Raw genomic sequence first — 18,135 nt, 5'->3', positions numbered from 1 at the left:
TGCAAATGAAACTCATTATTGGGGCGGGGTTTTATACAATGCCATATTTACAGTGTCAATGAGTGACAATTTCAGCAGGCAATGAAATGCCCGCGCGATGGGGCGGGTCAGCTCGCCAGTGGGCCGCGAATGTATGCCTGCAACCCCTGGGCGAGAAAATCAAATACCCGCTTACAGGCGGGACTGTGGCGCAGGTCCTCATGCATCACCAGCCAGGTATCGAGATTCAGGGAAAAGTCGGCCGCCAGCACTCGCTGCAGGGGAATAATGCCATCCGCAAGGGGGACCTGGCAGATGCCGATCCCCGCCCCGGCGCGGATCAGGCTCAACTGGGCGAGGTCGCTATCGGTCCGCATCGCGAAGGCTTCGCGCTGAAAGCGGGGGTAAGCCTGCAGGGCCCGGCGAACGAGTGGGGTGGCGCTATCGAAACCAATCAGCGCGTGGCCGGCCAGATCGTCGAGGGTAGCGGGCAGCCCCTGGCGTGTCAGGTAGGCGGCGGTGGCATGTAACCCAAGCTCGATCCTGCCGAGACGGCGGGCGATTAGCTGCTCCTGCTGCGGGGCGACCATCCGCACCGCAATATCCGCCTCCCGGTGAAGCAGATCCTGAAACCGATTGGAGAGCATCAGTTCGATGACGATATTCGGGCACGCTTGTCTGAGCCGGGCAACCAGCGGCGGCAGCACCTCGGCGCCGACCACCTCGCTGGCTGCCACCCGCACCACACCACGCAGATCGGTTTTGTCGCGACTGAAGTTGGCCGCCGTGCGTTCCAGCGCCCGGGCGGTATTGTCCATTGCCTCGGCGTGCACCCGCAGCGCCAGCGCCGCGTCGGTCGCCAGCAGACCGTTCTGCGAGCGGGTAAATAAGGTCTGGCCGAGCGCGGTCTCCAGCCCGGCAATATGGCGCCCCGCCGTCGGCTGGGTGATGTTCAGGCTGCGCGATGCGCCCGATAAGGAGCCTTCCTTCAGCACGGCGAGAAAGGTTCGGTACCACTCCCAGGGAATAGATGTATTCATACAAAAATGTATAGCTGCTCGATGATGGTATGCAATTTCATTTGATATGAGCGGCAGGTAGGCTGTCAAGCATCCATTAGCGAACGGGGAAAGACAATGAACAGCAGCGGCAAGGTACTTATTCTGGGAGCAAGCGGGGGCATTGGCGGGGAAGTGGCGCGCCGGCTGGTGGCGGACAACTGGCAGGTTCGGGCGCTGAAGCGCGGCGCTCAGATTCGCGGTCCCGCAGATGGCATGCAGTGGATAGCCGGCGACGCGCTGGATGCCGGACAGGTCGCGGCGGCAGCTGTCGGTTGCGACGTTATCGTCCATGCGGTCAATCCTCCGGGCTACCGGCACTGGCGGCAACAGGTACTGCCCATGCTGCACAACACCCTGCAGGCTGCCGAACAGCAGCAAGCGTTAGTTGTTCTGCCCGGCACGGTCTACAACTATGGACCGGATGCGTTTCCGCTGATTGATGAAGCGGCCCCTCAGCAACCGGTGACCCGTAAAGGCGCTATTCGGGTGGAGATGGAGCAGGCGCTGGAGGATTACGTTCAGCGTGGTGGCCGGGCGTTGATTGTTCGGGCGGGCGATTTTTTTGGTCCGCGCGCTGGAAATAACTGGTTTTCTCAGGGGCTGGTCAAGCCTGGTCAGCTTCCCCGCGTCATTAGCCGCCCGGGGGCGATCGGCGTGGGGCATCAGTGGGCTTATCTGCCCGACGTCGCCGACACCATCGCCGCGCTGCTGGCCCGCAGGCATGAGCTTGAGCCGTTTGCTCGCTTTCATATGCAGGGCCACTGGGACCCGGACGGCAGCGAAATGAGTCTGGCGATCCAGCGGGTGGTCGCCCGCTATGGCGGCCGAGCGGCAGTGAAGTCTTTTCCCTGGTGGCTGGTAAAGCTGGCGGCGCCCTTTAACGCCACCCTGCGGGAAATGGTCGAGATGCACTATCTCTGGCGTCTGCCGGTACGCCTGCGCAACGATAAACTGGTTGATTTTTTAGGCGCGGAGCCGCATACCCCACTCGACAGCGCGGTGCTTCAGACGCTGCAAGGCCTGGGTTGTCTGCCCACCGGCGCGATAAACACCGAGGTGCGCGAGGCGTGACGCGGCGAGAGGATCACAGAACGGGCGTTATTGTGACCAAATCATAATAACGTCACTCGTTGTCAAACGACAACGATCGCATTAAGCTAAACGGATGACGAAAAATACCCCCACCCCTGCAAGCCGTGGTCCCCATGACCACAGCGTTCGGGACCAGATTCTTGACGCGGCCATGGCGCACTTTAGTCGCTATGGCTATGAGAAAACGACGGTCACCGATCTCGCCAAAGCGATAGGCTTTTCTAAAGCCTATATCTACAAGTTTTTCGACTCCAAGCAGGCGATTGGCGAGGCGATTTGCGCCAGCCGGCTGGAGAAGATCATGGTAGCCGTCAGCGCGGCTATCGCCGATGCGCCGTCCGCCAGCGAGAAACTGCGCCGCCTGTTCCGGGCACTGACCGAGGCCGGCAGTGAACTGTTTTTCGAGGATCGCAAACTGTACGACATCGCCGCCGTCGCGGCGCGCGATAAATGGCCTTCAACGGAACAGTATGCCGGTCATCTGCAGCAACTGATTGGTCAAATCCTTGTCGAAGGCCGCCAGGCGGGTGAGTTCGAGCGCAAAACCCCGCTGGATGAGGCGACCCTGGCGGTCTATATGGTGATGTGTCCTTTCATCAACCCGGTGCAACTGCAATACAATCTCGACACTGCGCCCACCGCGGCGGTGCTGCTTGCCTCCCTGATCCTGAGAAGCCTCTCCCCCTGATTAGTGACTATTGACTTTATTGGTCACTCGTCTGAGAATGCGGTCACTGTCCGGTCTTTTCATTAAGGTTACCCATGCTCAGGCTCAACGCCGTCCATTTTGCCGTTTGCCTCCTGCCGCTGGCCCTCGCGGGCTGCGGCGAACCTGCCGATCATGACGATCCCCGCACCCGGCCGCCGCTGGTCAGGGTGGCGACTGTCGAGCGCGCGGAGGCCAGCTCGCGGGCCTTTACCGGCGTGGTGGTCGCTCGTACCCAAAGCGATCTTGGCTTCAGGGTGTCGGGAAAAATCCTTGCCCGGCTGGTGGAGACCGGGCAGAGCGTCAAGCGCGGTCAACTGCTGCTGCGCCTGGATCCGGCTGATTTAACCTTGCAGGCGCAGTCTCAACAGCGGGCTGTGGATGCCGCGCGGGCGCGAGCCAAAAAGGCGACCAACGATCTGGCCCGCTATCGCGGCCTGGTGGCGAGTGGCGCCGTCTCGGCCGCGGAATTCGACCAGGTTAACGCAGCGGCAGAGGCGGCGAGAGCCGACCTCAGCGCGGCCCAGGCGCAGGCCAATGTGGCGCAAAACGCCACCGGCTATGCCGGGCTATTGGCGGACGCTGACGGCGTGGTGGTGGAAACGCTTGCCGAACCGGGGCAGGTGGTCAGCGCCGGGCAGGTAGTGATCCGCCTGGCGCGGGCGGGGCAGCGCGAAGCGCTGGTGCAGCTTCCGGAGACGCTGCGCCCGGCGGTCGGCAGCGAGGCGCTGGCGACACGCTATGGCAGCGAATCTCAGCCGGTCACGGCGACCCTACGACTGCTTTCGGACGCGGCTGATGCCACCACCCGCACCTATGAAGCGCGCTATGTGCTGAACGGCGCGCTGGCGAACGCCCCGCTGGGGTCTACCGTGACCCTGCGTATCGGCAGCGACCAGGCGCCAGGCCTGGTGCTGGAGGTGCCCCTGGCGTCGCTCTACGATCCGGGCAACGGCCCTGGCGTCTGGCGCATTGCCTCCCGTCCGGCCACCGTCTCGTGGCAACCGGTGACCGTGCTTGGCCTGAATGATGAAACGGCGCGGGTGACCGGCCCGCTGAAGCCCGGCGAGCCCATCGTCGCCCTGGGCGCCCATCTTCTGCACCAGGGCGAGGCGGTGCGTCTGGCGGAACGACGCGAGCATAATGCCGCCGGGAGCCAGCCATGAGCGCCGGGCGTTTTAATCTCTCCGCGCTGGCCGTCCGCGAGCGGTCGGTGACCCTGTTTTTAATTATCCTTATCTCCGTCGCCGGGCTGGTGGCGTTCTTCGGACTCGGGCGGGCGGAAGATCCGCCCTTCACGGTCAAGCAAATGACGGTCATTACCGTCTGGCCCGGCGCCACCGCGCAGGAGATGCAGGATCAGGTCGCCGAGCCGCTGGAAAAACGGCTCCAGGAGCTGAAGTGGTACGATCGCACTGAGACCTATACCCGCCCTGGTATGGAGTTGATCACGTTATCGCTGCAGGATCAGACTCCGCCGTCCGAGGTGCCGGAGCAGTTTTATCAGGCGCGCAAAAAGCTCGGGGATGAGGCGAAAAACCTGCCTGCCGGCGTCTCCGGCCCGATGATGAATGACGAATTCGCCGATGTCACCTTTGCCCTCTTTGCTCTGAAAGCGCGGGGAGAGCCGCCGCGGCAGCTGGTGCGTGACGCCGAAGCCCTGCGCCAGCAGCTGCTGCATGTTCCCGGGGTGAAAAAAGTGAATATCCTCGGCGAACAGGCGGAGCGCATTTATCTCTCGTTTTCTCATGATCGTCTCGCCACCCTGGGCCTTTCGCCAGAGGCGATTTTTGCCGCGCTGAACAGCCAGAATGTGCTGACCGCCGCCGGGGCTATCGAGACCCGGGGCGGGCAGATCTTTATCCGCCTCGACGGGGCGTTCGACCGCCTGCAGCAGATCCGCGACACGCCGATTATTGCCGGGGGCAAAACGCTGAAACTGGCCGATGTCGCCACGGTTGAGCGGGGATATGAAGATCCCGCGACCTTCCTGATCCGCAATCAGGGCGAACCGGCGCTGCTGTTGGGGGTGGTGATGCGCGAGGGCTGGAATGGTCTGGCGCTGGGGAAAGCGCTGGACGCCGAAACGGCCAGTATCAATCAGAGCCTGCCGCTCGGCATGTCGTTGACCAAAGTGACCGATCAGTCGGTGAATATCAGCGCCGCGGTCGATGAGTTCATGATCAAATTCTTTGTCGCCCTGCTGGTGGTGATGGCGGTGTGCTTTGTCAGCATGGGGTGGCGCGTGGGCGTGGTGGTCGCGGCGGCGGTGCCTCTAACCCTGGCCGTGGTGTTTGTGGTGATGGAGGCGACCGGCAAAAACTTCGACCGCATCACTCTCGGTTCGCTGATCCTCGCCCTGGGGCTGCTGGTGGATGATGCCATCATTGCCATCGAAATGATGGTGGTCAAAATGGAGGAGGGGTACGACCGCCTCAAAGCCTCCGCCTATGCCTGGAGCCATACCGCGGCGCCCATGCTGGCCGGTACCCTGGTAACGGCCGTAGGCTTTATGCCCAATGGATTTGCGCAGTCCACCGCCGGGGAGTACGCCAGCAACGTGTTCTGGATCGTCGGTATCGCGCTGATTGCCTCCTGGATTGTGGCGGTGATTTTTACCCCCTGGCTGGGGGTGCACCTGTTGCCGGACAGAAAGCCCGCGGCGGCAGGCCACGCCGCGCTGTATGACACCCCGCGCTATCAGCGCTTCCGTCGGCTGCTGACCCGGGTTATCGCCCGCAAATGGCGCGTGGCCGCCAGCGTGGTGGTGCTGTTTATCGTGGCGATACTGGGAATGAGCGCGGTGAAAAAGCAGTTTTTCCCCACCTCCGATCGCCCGGAAGTGCTGGTTGAAGTGCAGATGCCCTACGGGTCGTCGATTATCCAGACCAGCGCCGCGACGGCGAAAATTGAGCACTGGCTGCAGCAGCAGCCGGAGGCGAAGATTGTCACCAGCTATATCGGCCAGGGCGCGCCGCGCTTTTACCTGGCGATGGCCCCGGAGTTGCCCGACCCCTCCTTTGCCAAGCTGGTGGTATTGACCGACGGTCAGGACGCCCGCGAGGCGCTCAAGCTGCGGCTGCGGGAGGCGGTGGCCAATGGCCTGGCGCCGGAAGCGCAGGTGCGTGTCACTCAGCTGGTCTTTGGCCCTTATTCGCCCTATCCGGTTGCCTGGCGGGTGATGGGACCCGATCCGCACACCTTGCTCGACATCGCCGAACGGGTTAAATCGGTGCTGCAGGCCAGTCCGCTGATGCGTACCGTCAATACCGACTGGGGTTCGCGGGTGCCGGTGATGCATTTCAGCCTCAATCAGGATCGGCTGCAGGCGAGCGGACTCAGCTCCCAGTCCGTCGCCCAGCAGCTGCAGTTCCTGCTGTCAGGGATCCCCATCACCACCGTTCGGGAAGATATCCGCGCCGTGCAGGTCATCGGCCGCGCGGCGGGCGATATCCGTCTGGATCCGGCGAAAATCGCCGACTTCACCCTGGTGGGCAGCGGTGGGCAGCGGGTTCCCTTGTCACAGATTGGCGACGTGTCGATCAGAATGGAGGACCCGCTGCTTCGCCGTCGCGATCGCACGCCGACCATCACCATTCGCGGAGATGTCGCGGATAACCTGCAGCCGCCGGATGTCTCCAGCGCGCTGATGAAACCGCTGCAACCCATTATCGACTCGCTGCCGCCGGGGTATCGCATCGAGACGGCGGGGTCGATCGAGGAGTCAGGCAAAGCCACCCGGGCGATGATGCCGTTATTTCCGATCATGATCGCCCTCACGCTGCTGATCATTATCCTGCAGGTGCGTTCGTTGTCGGCAATGGTCATGGTTTTCCTGACTGCGCCGCTGGGGCTGATTGGCGTGGTGCCGACGTTGCTGCTGTTCAATCAGCCGTTTGGCATCAATGCCCTTGTGGGCCTGATCGCCCTGTCGGGGATCCTGATGCGGAATACGCTGATCCTGATTGGCCAAATCCATCATAACGAACAGGCAGGGCTCGATCCGTTCCATGCGGTGGTGGAGGCGACGGTGCAGCGAGCCCGCCCGGTTCTGCTGACCGCGCTGGCGGCGATCCTGGCGTTTATTCCGCTCACCCATTCGGTCTTCTGGGGAACGCTCGCCTATACGCTGATTGGCGGGACGCTGGGGGGAACCATCATGACCCTTATTTTCCTGCCGGCCATGTACGCGATCTGGTTCCGCATCCGACCTCAGCACCCGGCTGACGCAGTGCAACAACCGGTGCTGCACCCGCAGGGGTAATTCCCCCTTGCCGGACCTGGCCGATAAACGCGGTCAGGCCCGGCCCCGGGCAGCGTCAGGCGGGTAAGGATACCGGCACCGCATGGGTGCGGTGTTGATCCTGTTCGAGGCGGTCAAGGCAATCGAGGCTGATGGCCGATGGCGAGGTCGCGCCGGTGAGGGTCATGGTGACCTTCATATCCTCGGCAAATAAGCGCAGCAGATGCGCCACGCCCGCTTCGCCCGCCGCGGCCAGGGCATAAATATAGGCCCGACCGAGCAGCACGCCCTTCGCGCCGAGGGCGAGCAGGCGAATGACGTCCACGCCGGAGCGCACCCCGGAATCAGCAAGCACCGTCAGATCGTCGCCGACCGCATCCACCACCCTTGGTAGCGCCCGGGCAGTGGGGATGGCGCCATCGAGCTGTCTGCCGCCATGATTCGACACCACAATGCCATCGGCGCCGAGGCGCACGGCATTGCGCGCATCGTCGGCATCGAGGATCCCTTTGATGATTAATTTCCCTTGCCAGCTATCGCGGATCCACTCCAGATCGTGCCAGGCGATGGAAGGGTCGAAATTGTTGCTGATGAACCCCATATAGTCGTCCATGGTCATTTTGTGTCCGGTGTAGGCTTCGATATTACCAAACGACAGGGGCCTGCCCGCCAGACCGACGTCCATCGCCCAGCGCGGATGGGTGCAGGCCTGGAGGTATTGTCGCAGGGAGGCGTGCGGCCCGGACATGCCTGAGCGATTATCCCGATACCGCGAGCCGGGGATTGGCATATCGACGGTGAATACCAGGGTTTTCATGCCGGCGGCCCACGCGCGCTCCAGCGCGTTACGCATGTAGCCGCGATCTTTCAGCACGTACAGCTGGGACCAGAGCGCGCCGCTGGCCTGGCTCGCGACCTCTTCAATCGAGCAGACCGACACCGTGGACAGGGTGTAAGGGATCCCGGCGTGGGAGGCGGCACGGGCCGCCTGAACTTCGCCGCGGCGGGCGTACATCCCGGTGGCGCCGACGGGCCCCAGCGCCACGGGCATCGCCCATGAGGCATCAAGGATCGTCGTGGCCAGCGTCGGTTCGCCCGCCCCGCACAGCACGCGCTGGCGAAGGGCTACCGAGGCAAGCTCGCTGGCGTTGGCGTTCATGGTATTTTCCGCCACCGCGCCACCGTCAATATAATCAAAAAGGAAGCGGGGCAGACGGCGACGAGCGGCTTCGCGATAATCGCTGGGGGCTGAAACAATCATTATTATGTCCTTATGTCTTTTAACCTAAGTGGATGTTCTGCAGGCAAAAAAACTATAGGCTTCTAAAAACCGGTGGGGAAATGAAATATTAGCATCCCAGCCATTCCCTGATGGAATAATCTGGATTTATCGCTGAGGTTGTTATTTCCTTTTTTTACACTTCGGCGCGCGCGTTATTTTTATTTATTTCCGCGCAACGTGAATTCGGCAAAATAAAGACCCGGTATGAGGCGACAGCGCTTTGCGCCATCGCCACCAGGGGGAAGGAGAGGTCAGCGCGGCGCCTGCTTTTCCGGGAGGTGTAAAGAAGATGAATTTGAAATTGAGCTGATGGTATCTTTTGCTAGCCTTTCTCTGGAGGACAGACGGAGCGATAGCATGAAAGATAAAGATGAACAAACGGCATTGATTGGCATGGCCATCGGCGCGGCGGTCATTAGCTTAGTGGCTACGCAGAAGCAGATTAATCAGGGGAGTATCGTGGATGAACTGGTGAGGCTGGGCAGACAGAAGGGGGACGGGGTGGAAGATGAGGTATTTGTTCAGGCCGCCCGCCTGGTCAGAAAAGGCACCTAGCCAGCCGCGACCCTGCCTGGCAATCCCTTTACCCGTGTCATCACGGTTTTCATTCCCCTGATCGCGGCCTGGCGAGCGGCGATTGTTCCTTTCCGAAAGCGTCACGGGCTGGCGCTTTCTCATCCTGAACCACAGAACCTGCGCCTTCTCCGGCCTTGCTGCCCAGATGTGTGACAATGTCACTTATTCCTCCCGGCTCACGCGATAAACAGGAATCGGGTCATCTGCTATTGCATAAATCGGTATTTTCGATACATCTTTACCATTGCGTGCGGATATAGAACGATTTCAGAATAACATATTAAAAATCAAAAGATTAACTTCACCTTGCGCACCCTGATATTCCCCGGGCGAGGGTCTATGCTTATAAAAAGCGCTAAATGGGGCAATACCCCTGCTGCAGATGGGTTGAAGTGATAATCATTATCACTAACATGGCGGTATGCCTTGATGGCGCCAACCTGGAGGTCTATCGATGGAAGTACAAGCAGGAACCTTTAATCCCGCCGATTTTAGCTGGCAGGGACTGACCATGACGCCGGCCGCTGCCGCGCATATTCGCGATCTGATGCGCAAGCAGCCGGACAAAAAAGGGCTGCGGCTGGGGATCAAAACCAGCGGCTGCGCCGGTTTTGGCTATGTGCTCGAAATGATTGCCGAGCCGGCCACCGACGATCTGCTCTTTGAACATGACGGGGCGAAACTGTGGGCGCCGCTGCAGGCGATGCCGTTCATTGACGGCACGGAGCTCGATTACGTCCGTGAAGGTTTAAATGAAATCTTTAAATTTCATAACCCGAAAGCGCAGCACGAGTGCGGCTGTGGTGAAAGTTTTGGGGTGCAGGCGGAGTAACTATGTCGCGTAATACTGAAGCAACTGACGATGTCAAAACCTGGACCGGCGGCCCGCTCAACTATAAAGAGGGCTTTTTCACCCGGCTGCAGACCGATGAGCTGGCCAAAGGGATTAATGAAGAGGTGGTCCGGGCCATTTCCGCCCGTCGCAATGAGCCGCAGTGGATGCTGGAGTTTCGGCTTAATGCTTTCCGGGCATGGCTGGAGATGGAGGAGCCGCACTGGCTGAAGGCGCATTACGATAAGCTGAATTATCAGGATTACAGCTACTATTCTGCGCCCTCCTGCGGCAACTGCGATGAGACCTGCGCTTCAGAGCCGGGCGCGGTGCAGCAGACCGGGGCCAACACCTTCCTGACCAGCGAGGTGGAAGAAGCCTTTAACCAGCTGGGCGTGCCGGTACGTGAAGGGCGCGAGGTGGCGGTGGACGCCATATTCGACTCGGTGTCGGTGGCGACCACCTACCGCGAAAAGCTGGCGGAGCAGGGGATCATCTTCTGTTCTTTCGGCGAGGCGATCCACGACCACCCGGAACTGGTGAAAAAATATCTGGGTACCGTGGTGCCAGGCAATGACAACTTCTTCGCCGCGCTGAACGCCGCAGTGGCTTCGGATGGCACCTTTATCTATGTGCCGAAGGGCGTCCGCTGCCCGATGGAGCTGTCGACCTATTTCCGTATCAACGCCGAAAAAACCGGGCAGTTTGAACGCACCATTCTGGTGGCCGATGAAGGCAGCTACGTCAGCTATATTGAGGGCTGCTCGGCGCCGGTGCGCGACAGCTATCAGCTGCATGCGGCGGTCGTTGAAGTCATCATCCATAAAGATGCGGAAGTGAAATACTCCACGGTGCAGAACTGGTTCCCCGGCGATAACAACACCGGCGGCATTCTCAACTTCGTCACCAAGCGTGCGCTGTGCGAAGGGGAGAACAGCAAGATGTCATGGACCCAGTCGGAAACCGGCTCGGCCATCACCTGGAAATACCCCAGCTGCATTCTGCGCGGCGATAACTCGATCGGCGAATTTTTCTCGGTAGCGCTGACCAGCGGTCACCAGCAGGCGGACACCGGGACCAAAATGATCCATATCGGCAAAAATACCCGCTCGACCATCATCTCGAAAGGGATCTCCGCCGGGCACAGCCAGAACAGCTATCGCGGGCTGGTCAAAATCATGCCGACCGCCACTAACGCCCGGAACTTCACCCAGTGCGATTCGATGCTGATCGGCCCGGACTGCGGGGCGCATACCTTCCCGTATGTGGAATGCCGCAACAACAGCGCCCAGCTGGAACATGAAGCGACCACTTCGCGGATTGGCGAAGATCAGCTGTTCTACTGTTTGCAGCGTGGGATCAGCGAAGACGATGCCATCTCGATGATCGTCAACGGTTTCTGTAAAGACGTCTTCTCCGAACTGCCGCTGGAGTTCGCCGTCGAAGCGCAAAAATTGCTGGCCATTAGCCTTGAACATAGCGTCGGCTGATAATTAAGGAAAAAAGATGTTAAGTATTCAAGATTTACATGTCGCCGTCGAAGATAAAGCGATCCTGCGCGGGCTGAACCTTGAGGTGCGCCCGGGGGAGGTCCACGCCATTATGGGGCCAAACGGCTCGGGGAAAAGTACGCTTTCGGCCACCCTGGCCGGGCGTGAGGATTACGAGGTGACCGGCGGCCACGTCGAATTTAAGGGTAAAGACCTGCTGGAACTCGCCCCGGAAGATCGCGCCGGGGAAGGCATCTTTATGGCCTTCCAGTATCCGGTGGAAATTCCCGGCGTCAGCAACCAGTTCTTCCTGCAGACCGCGCTGAATGCCGTGCGCAACTATCGCGGCCAGGAGCCGCTGGATCGCTTCGACTTCCAGGATCTGATGGAAGAGAAAATCAGGCTGCTGCAGATGCCGGAAGATCTGCTGACCCGCTCGGTGAACGTCGGCTTCTCCGGCGGTGAGAAAAAGCGTAACGATATTCTGCAGATGGCGGTGCTGGAGCCTGAGCTGTGCATTCTCGATGAATCGGATTCGGGGCTGGATATCGATGCCCTGAAAATCGTCTCCCAGGGGGTAAATGCTCTGCGCGACGGTAAACGCGCTTTCATCATTGTTACCCACTACCAGCGCATTCTTGACTATATCAAGCCGGATTACGTCCATGTGCTGTATCAGGGGCGGATTGTGAAGTCGGGGGATTTCACCCTCGTCAAACAGCTGGAGGAGCAGGGCTATGGCTGGCTTACCGAACAGCAGTAACGCGCTGCAGCAGTGGCACCACCTGTTTGAAGCGCAGGGCGGCCAGCGTACGGCGGAGGCCACCCAGCATCTGCAGCAGATGCTGCGCCTGGGGCTGCCGACGCGCAAGCAGGAGGACTGGAAATACACCCCGCTGGACGCGCTACTGAACGGCCACTTTGTCGCCGATGAGGGGGCATCTCTTAGTGCTGAACAGCGTGATGCGCTGGCGCTACCGCTGGACGCCTGGCGGCTGGTGTTTATCGATGGACGCTATCATCCTGAGCTGAGCGACGATCTCGCCGCCAGCGGCGTGGAGGTCAGCGTCGATAACCAACGCCAGCATCTGCCGGATGCTTTGCAGCCGGAGGTGTTTCTCCATCTGACCGAAAGCCTGGCGCAGACGGTGACCCGCCTTCGCGTACCGCGCAACCGCCGCCTGGATAAGCCGCTGCTGCTGATGCATATCACCCGCGGCCTGGCCGGCGATGCGCTGAATACCGCCCACTATCGCCATCACCTGGCGCTGGAGAGCGGGGCGGAGGCGACCCTGGTCGAACATTACCTCAGCTTTAATGAGCAGCCGCACTTCACCGGCGGGCGACTGACCATGACGGTGGCCGATAACGCGCACCTCCAGCATATCAAGCTGGCGTTTGAGAACGCGCTCAGCTACCACTTCGCCCATAACGACCTGCTGCTGGGCCGCGACGCCTCGGCCTTCAGCAGCAGTTTCCTGCTCGGCGGCCAGGTGCTGCGTCATCATACCAGCACGCGCCTGGGCGGTGAAAACAGCAACCTGCGCCTCAATTCGCTGGCGATGCCGGTGAACAATGAGGTCTGCGACAGCCGCACCTGGCTCGACCATCAGGTCGGCTACTGCAACAGCCGTCAGCTGCACAAAACCATCGTCAGCGATAAGGGCCGGGCGGTATTTAACGGGCTGATCAACGTCGCGCCGCACGCGCTGAAAACCGACGGCCAGATGACCAACAACAATCTGCTGCTTGGGCGACTGGCGGAGGTCGACACCAAACCGCAGCTGGAGATTTACGCCGATGACGTGAAATGCAGCCACGGGGCGACCGTCGGGCGCATTGATGAAGAACAGCTGTTCTATCTGCGCTCGCGCGGTATCGAACAGCAGGCGGCGCAGCAGATGATCCTCTACGCCTTCGCCGCCGAGCTCACCGAGGCTATCCGCAGCGACGCGCTCAGAGAACAGGTGCTGGCGCGGATTGGACAGCGTTTGCCGGGAGGCACAGTATGACATTTTCAGTTGAACGCGTTCGCGCCGATTTTCCGGTACTGAACCGGGAGGTCAACGGTCAGCCGCTGGCCTATCTTGACAGCGCCGCCAGTGCTCAGAAACCGGAGGCAGTGATCGGCGCCGAAGCGGAATTCTATCGCCATGGCTACGCGGCGGTGCACCGCGGGATCCACACCCTCAGCGCGGAAGCTACCGCGCGGATGGAAGCGGTGCGCCAGCAGGCGGCCGCCTTCATCAACGCCGGGTCGGCGGAGGAGCTGGTATTTGTCCGCGGTACCACCGAGGGCATCAACCTGGTGGCCAACAGTTGGGGGAATGCCAACGTCGGCGCCGGGGATAACATCATCATCAGCGAGATGGAGCACCACGCCAACATTGTGCCGTGGCAGATGCTCTGCGCCCGCGTCGGGGCTGAGCTGCGGGTGATCCCCCTGAACCCGGACGGCACCCTGCAGCTGGACGTTATTCCGCGACTGTTTGACCCGCGCACTCGCCTGCTGGCGATTACCGAGGTCTCCAACGTGCTGGGGACGGAAAACCCGCTAGCGGCGCTGATTGCCCTTGCGCATCAGCATGGCGCGAAAGTGCTGGTGGATGGCGCCCAGGCGGTGATGCACCACCCGGTAGATGTGCAGGCGCTCGGCTGCGATTTCTACGTCTTCTCCGGACACAAACTGTATGGCCCGACCGGGATCGGCGTGCTCTATGGTCGGTCCGAGCTGCTGCAGGCGATGGCGCCGTGGGAAGGCGGCGGGTCGATGATCGCCACCGTCAGCCTGACGGAAGGCACCACCTGGAACCGGGCGCCGTGGCGCTTTGAGGCCGGTACGCCGAATACCGGGGGGATCATTGGCCTCGGCGCGGCGCTGACCTACGTCAGCCAGCTGGGGCTGACGCAGATCGCGGAGTACGAGCAGACCCTGATGCGCTATGCGCTGGAGGCCCTGCGCGCCGTGCCGGATCTGATCCTCTACGGGCCGGCGCAGCGCAAAGGGGTGATCGCCTTTAACCTCGGCCAGCATCACGCCTATGACGTCGGTAGCTTCCTCGACAACTACGGTATCGCCGTGCGGACCGGGCACCACTGCGCGATGCCCCTGATGGCCTGGTACCAGGTACCGGCCATGTGCCGGGCGTCGCTGGCGATGTACAATACCACGGAAGAGGTGGACCGCCTGGTGGCTGGCCTGCAGCGGATCCACAAATTATTAGGGTAAAGGACGTGACGATGGCGGCACTACCGGACAAAGACAAACTGTTGCGCAATTTTAGCCGTTGCGCCAACTGGGAAGAGAAGTATCTCTATATCATTGAGCTGGGCCAGCGGCTGGCGCCGCTAAGCCCGGAAGAACACAGCGTGCAGAACATTATTCAGGGGTGTCAAAGCCAGGTGTGGATCGTGATGGCGCAGGACCCCTCCGGCGTTATCACCCTGCGCGGTGACAGCGATGCGGCGATCGTCAAAGGGCTGATTGCGGTGGTGTTTATCCTTTATGATCGGATGACCGCCCAGGATATCATCGAGTTCGACGTGCGCCCGTGGTTTGAAAAAATGGCGCTCACCCAACACCTGACTCCCTCCCGCTCGCAAGGGCTTGAAGCCATGATCCGTGCGATCCGCGCGAAAGCCGCAAATATTAGCTAGAATAAACAGGTAGATTTCATTCTGTTACGTCCGGTAGGGGTTCTGCTCCTGCCGCCGTTCAGTCTCCTGGCGTTTTATCAGCGAAAGAAGGAATCTCAGTATGAAACGCAAAACGATGATCACCTTAGCCCTTCTCAGCGCGCTTGGCGCCTCCTCGGCCGCCTGGGCCGTCGACTACCCGCTTCCTCCCGCCAACAGCCGGCTGATTGGCCAGAACCAGTACTGGACCGTACAGGAGGGAGACCGCAACCTGCAGGCGATCGCCCGCCATTTTGATACCGCGGCGATGCTGATCCTCGAAGCCAACGATACCATCGCGCCGGTGCAGCCGAAGCCCGGTACTCAGGTCCTGATCCCCTCCCAGATGCTGCTCCCCGACGTGCCGCGAGAGGGCATCGTCGTCAACCTTGCAGAACTGCGGCTGTATTACTTCCCACCGGGAGAGAATCAGGTGCAGGTCTATCCGCTGGGTATCGGCCAGTTAGGGCTGGAAACGCCTGAGATGACCACCCGCGTCGGGCAGAAGATCCCCAACCCGACCTGGACGCCCACCGCGGGCATTCGGGCGCGTTCGCTGGAGAAAGGGGTGACGTTACCGGCGGTGGTCCCGGCCGGGCCGTACAATCCGCTGGGGCGCTACGCGCTGCGTCTGGCCTATGGCAACGGCGAATATCTGATTCATGGCACCAACGCGCCGGACAGCGTCGGTTTACGCGTCAGCTCAGGCTGTATGCGAATGAACGCCGATGACATCAAAGCGCTGTTCAACCAGGTGAAAACCGGGACGCCGGTACGGATTATCAATCAGCCGGTGAAGTTTGCCGTCGAACCGGATGGTAAACGCTATGTCGAGGTCCACAGGCCGCTTTCGCAGACGGAAGAGGAAAACACCCGGACCATCGCTTACACGCTGCCTGCAGCGTTTCACGCCTTCGCAGAGGATAAGGCGGTCGATGATGTACAGCTGAAAAAAGCGATGTCGAGAAGGGCGGGATATCCGGTGGTGGTGTCCACGGGGACGGGGAGTGCTGCAGCAACGCTGTCGGCGCAGAACACGCCGTCTGACAACAGCCTGCTTACCCAGTAGCCCTCATGCTGAGGGCAAAAAAAATGGCGCACAGAGTGCGCCATTTTTATTACCAGAACTCTTACTTACGGTAAGAGTGAGCCTGGTTGTCCAGACGCTGGTTAGCGCGAGCTGCGTCGTCTTTAGCAGCCTGAACGTCGGAACGCATTGCGTTCACGTCGTTGCTCAGCTGGTCAACTTTAGCGTTCAGAGTCTGAACGTCAGAAGACAGCTGATCGATTTTAGCATTGCTGGAGCAACCAGCCAGCAGAGTAGAACCCAGGATTACCGCGCCCAGTACCAGTTTAGTACGATTCATTATTAATACCCTCTAGATTGAGTTAATCTCCATGTAGCGTTACAAGTATTACACAAAGTTTTTTGGGATGAGAATATTTTTTTTACCTGAACGCACTTATTTTTGATCGTTCGCTCAAAGAAGCATCGAATTGGACAAAATCGCTGAAAAAGGCGAGTGAAAACAGCGCGCTTCCATCGGATTCATCTTAGATAATCTCTTATTAAATAGTAAATTCCGATTTGCATTTTTAATAGGAAGAGCTAATCAATGAATAAAAAAAAGCGCCCCGAGAGGCGCTTTATTAAAAAAAACCAATTAACCTGTAAATTATTACAGCACGTGTACGGAAGCCGTATTAGTGGTACCACTCGGCACTAATGCGCCGGAAACCATCACCACCACGTCGCCTTTGCGCGCGAGGCCGCTTTTCAGCGCCAGATCTTTGCCCAGATGATAGAAGTCATCGGTAGAGGCAATCTCTTCCACCAGCTGCGGCACAACGCCTTTGCTCAGCACCAGCTGGCGAGCGGTGGTTTCGTTGGTAGTCAGGGCCAGGATGGTGGCATCCGGGAAGTATTTGCGTACAGCGCGCGCGGATTTACCGCCCTGGGTGGCGACAACGATCAGCGGCGCTTCCAGTTTCTCAGCGGTTTCTACCGCGCCGCGGCACACCGCTTCGGTGATGCGCAGTTTACGGTTGTCGTTGTTGAAGTCCAGACGGCTGGTCATTACGCGGTCAGTACGTTCGCAGATGGTGGCCATGATGGTGACGGCTTCCAGCGGGTATTTACCTTTCGCGGATTCGCCGGACAGCATCACTGCATCGGTACCGTCGAGGATGGCGTTGGCCACGTCGCCGGCTTCAGCGCGGGTCGGACGCGGGTTCTTGATCATGGAGTCCAGCATCTGAGTCGCGGTGATAACCACTTTACGCGCGCGGATACATTTTTCGATGATCATTTTCTGGGCGAAGATAACTTCTTCAACCGGGATCTCAACGCCCATGTCGCCACGAGCAACCATGATGCCGTCAGAGGCTTCGAGGATTTCGTCGAAGTTGTTCAGGCCTTCCTGGTTTTCGATTTTGGAGATGATCTGGATGTTTTCGCCGCCGTGGGCTTTCAGGTGCTCACGGATCTCGACGACGTCGGAACGTTTACGGATGAAGGAGGCCGCGACAAAGTCCACGCCCTGTTCGCAACCGAAGATCAGGTCCTGTTTGTCTTTCTCAGCCAGCGCCGGCAGGGCGATGGAGACGCCCGGCAGGTTTACGCCTTTGTTCTCGCCAAGGTCGCCGTTGTTCAGCACTTTACAGATAACTTTGTTGCCTTCGATAGCCGTCACTTCCATGCCGATCAGGCCATCGTCCACCAGAACGGTGTTGCCGACGGTGAGGTCAGACGTGAAGCCTTCGTAGGTCACTGCAACGATTTCGTTGTTGCCGACGACGGATTTATCGGTGGTGAAGGTGAAGGTCTGGCCTGCTTTCAGTGAGACGTCGTTGCCGCCTTCCAGCTTGATGGTACGAATTTCCGGGCCTTTGGTGTCCAGCAGAATAGCGGCTTTCTTACCGGTTTTGCTCATCACATTGCGCAGGTTCTGGATGCGCTGACCGTGTTCCGCATAGTCACCGTGGGAGAAGTTCAGACGCATCACGTTCATGCCGGCTTCCAGCATTTTGGTCAGCATCTCTTCAGATTCGGTTTTCGGACCGATGGTGCAAACAATTTTGGTCTTTTTCATGACAGTTTTAGTCTTTAAGTTGTGAAGGATATGGAATTCTCGCTCCGCGGGCGCACTGCCGGGGAGCCAAACCTGTATTACGAAAGTTGCTAAGCCACGCCCTAAGG

Annotated in this window: 16 protein-coding genes and 1 pseudogene; 12 read left to right on the top strand and 5 right to left on the bottom strand. The window is 59.8% G+C overall.

Features of this window, described 5'->3' with window-relative positions; all coding sequences use genetic code 11:
* Positions 1-107: 107 nt before the first annotated feature.
* Positions 108-1,019, bottom strand: coding sequence for a LysR family transcriptional regulator (locus CWM54_RS07750; RefSeq protein WP_100696671.1), 912 nt, complete (start codon positions 1,017-1,019; stop codon positions 108-110).
* A gap of 96 nt (positions 1,020-1,115) precedes the next feature.
* On the opposite strand from CWM54_RS07750, the gene CWM54_RS07745 reads away from it, so the two are divergent.
* The 4 genes from CWM54_RS07745 to CWM54_RS07730 all read left to right on the top strand — a co-directional run bounded on the left by CWM54_RS07745 (position 1,116) and on the right by CWM54_RS07730 (position 7,102).
* Positions 1,116-2,111, top strand: a complete 996-nt coding sequence (locus tag CWM54_RS07745) for an NAD-dependent epimerase/dehydratase family protein (RefSeq protein ID WP_100696669.1) — start codon at positions 1,116-1,118, stop codon at positions 2,109-2,111.
* A gap of 94 nt (positions 2,112-2,205) precedes the next feature.
* On the top strand, positions 2,206-2,820 hold the full coding sequence (locus tag CWM54_RS07740) for a TetR/AcrR family transcriptional regulator (RefSeq protein WP_004143215.1): 615 nt from the start codon (positions 2,206-2,208) through the stop codon (positions 2,818-2,820).
* Between the two features lie 74 nt (positions 2,821-2,894).
* The gene (locus CWM54_RS07735) at positions 2,895-4,004 is read left to right on the top strand and encodes an efflux RND transporter periplasmic adaptor subunit (RefSeq protein ID WP_100696667.1); all 1,110 of its coding nucleotides are present in this window, start codon (positions 2,895-2,897) and stop codon (positions 4,002-4,004) included.
* Positions 4,001-7,102, top strand: coding sequence for an efflux RND transporter permease subunit (locus CWM54_RS07730; RefSeq protein ID WP_100696665.1), 3,102 nt, complete (start codon positions 4,001-4,003; stop codon positions 7,100-7,102). The genes CWM54_RS07735 and CWM54_RS07730 overlap by 4 nt, the downstream gene beginning before the upstream one ends.
* A 55-nt stretch (positions 7,103-7,157) precedes the next feature.
* On the opposite strand, the gene lldD is transcribed toward CWM54_RS07730, so the two are convergent.
* Positions 7,158-8,342, bottom strand: coding sequence for an FMN-dependent L-lactate dehydrogenase LldD (gene lldD / locus CWM54_RS07725; RefSeq protein WP_100696663.1), 1,185 nt, complete (start codon positions 8,340-8,342; stop codon positions 7,158-7,160).
* Between the two features lie 290 nt (positions 8,343-8,632).
* Positions 8,633-8,722 (bottom strand): annotated as a pseudogene (locus tag CWM54_RS29235) (hypothetical protein); the annotation flags it as partial.
* Here CWM54_RS29235 and CWM54_RS07720 point away from each other — a divergent pair.
* The 8 genes from CWM54_RS07720 (at position 8,721) to ldtE (ending at position 16,005) form a co-directional block, all read left to right on the top strand.
* Positions 8,721-8,918, top strand: coding sequence for a hypothetical protein (locus CWM54_RS07720; RefSeq protein ID WP_004203090.1), 198 nt, complete (start codon positions 8,721-8,723; stop codon positions 8,916-8,918). The pseudogene CWM54_RS29235 and the gene CWM54_RS07720 sit on opposite strands and share 2 nt — an antisense overlap.
* Positions 8,919-9,393: 475 nt before the next feature.
* On the top strand, positions 9,394-9,771 hold the full coding sequence (gene sufA / locus CWM54_RS07715) for a Fe-S cluster assembly scaffold SufA (protein ID WP_061154246.1): 378 nt from the start codon (positions 9,394-9,396) through the stop codon (positions 9,769-9,771).
* 2 nt (positions 9,772-9,773) lie between these two features.
* Positions 9,774-11,261: a Fe-S cluster assembly protein SufB gene (gene sufB, locus CWM54_RS07710; RefSeq protein ID WP_008804465.1), complete on the top strand. Its 1,488-nt coding sequence runs from the start codon at positions 9,774-9,776 to the stop codon at positions 11,259-11,261.
* A 16-nt stretch (positions 11,262-11,277) separates the two neighbouring features.
* Entirely contained in the window at positions 11,278-12,024 is a 747-nt protein-coding gene (gene sufC, locus CWM54_RS07705; protein ID WP_100680516.1) for a Fe-S cluster assembly ATPase SufC, read from the top strand.
* Complete coding sequence (gene sufD / locus CWM54_RS07700) at positions 11,999-13,273, top strand: Fe-S cluster assembly protein SufD (RefSeq protein ID WP_100696661.1); 1,275 nt, start codon at positions 11,999-12,001, stop codon at positions 13,271-13,273. Before sufC ends, sufD begins: the two co-directional genes overlap by 26 nt.
* Entirely contained in the window at positions 13,270-14,490 is a 1,221-nt protein-coding gene (gene sufS / locus CWM54_RS07695) for a cysteine desulfurase SufS (protein WP_100696659.1), read from the top strand. Before sufD ends, sufS begins: the two co-directional genes overlap by 4 nt.
* A gap of 11 nt (positions 14,491-14,501) precedes the next feature.
* A complete protein-coding gene (sufE, locus tag CWM54_RS07690) occupies positions 14,502-14,918 on the top strand; it encodes a cysteine desulfuration protein SufE (protein ID WP_008804468.1) in 417 nt (138 codons plus the stop codon).
* A 100-nt stretch (positions 14,919-15,018) separates the two neighbouring features.
* Entirely contained in the window at positions 15,019-16,005 is a 987-nt protein-coding gene (gene ldtE, locus CWM54_RS07685; RefSeq protein ID WP_100680513.1) for a L,D-transpeptidase LdtE, read from the top strand.
* 61 nt (positions 16,006-16,066) lie between these two features.
* On the opposite strand, the gene CWM54_RS07680 is transcribed toward ldtE, so the two are convergent.
* The gene (locus CWM54_RS07680) at positions 16,067-16,303 is read right to left on the bottom strand and encodes a major outer membrane lipoprotein (RefSeq protein ID WP_002908860.1); all 237 of its coding nucleotides are present in this window, start codon (positions 16,301-16,303) and stop codon (positions 16,067-16,069) included.
* 312 nt (positions 16,304-16,615) lie between these two features.
* Positions 16,616-18,028, bottom strand: a complete 1,413-nt coding sequence (gene pykF, locus CWM54_RS07675; RefSeq protein ID WP_012541397.1) for a pyruvate kinase PykF — start codon at positions 18,026-18,028, stop codon at positions 16,616-16,618.
* Positions 18,029-18,135: the final 107 nt, after the last annotated feature.

The sequence above is a fragment of the Klebsiella sp. D-Nf1 genome (assembly GCF_002810515.1).
GTDB classification, from domain to species: domain Bacteria; phylum Pseudomonadota; class Gammaproteobacteria; order Enterobacterales; family Enterobacteriaceae; genus Klebsiella; species Klebsiella variicola.
The sequence above is the reverse complement of the archived record's forward strand: the minus strand, read 5'-3'. Positions and strand labels throughout refer to the sequence as shown.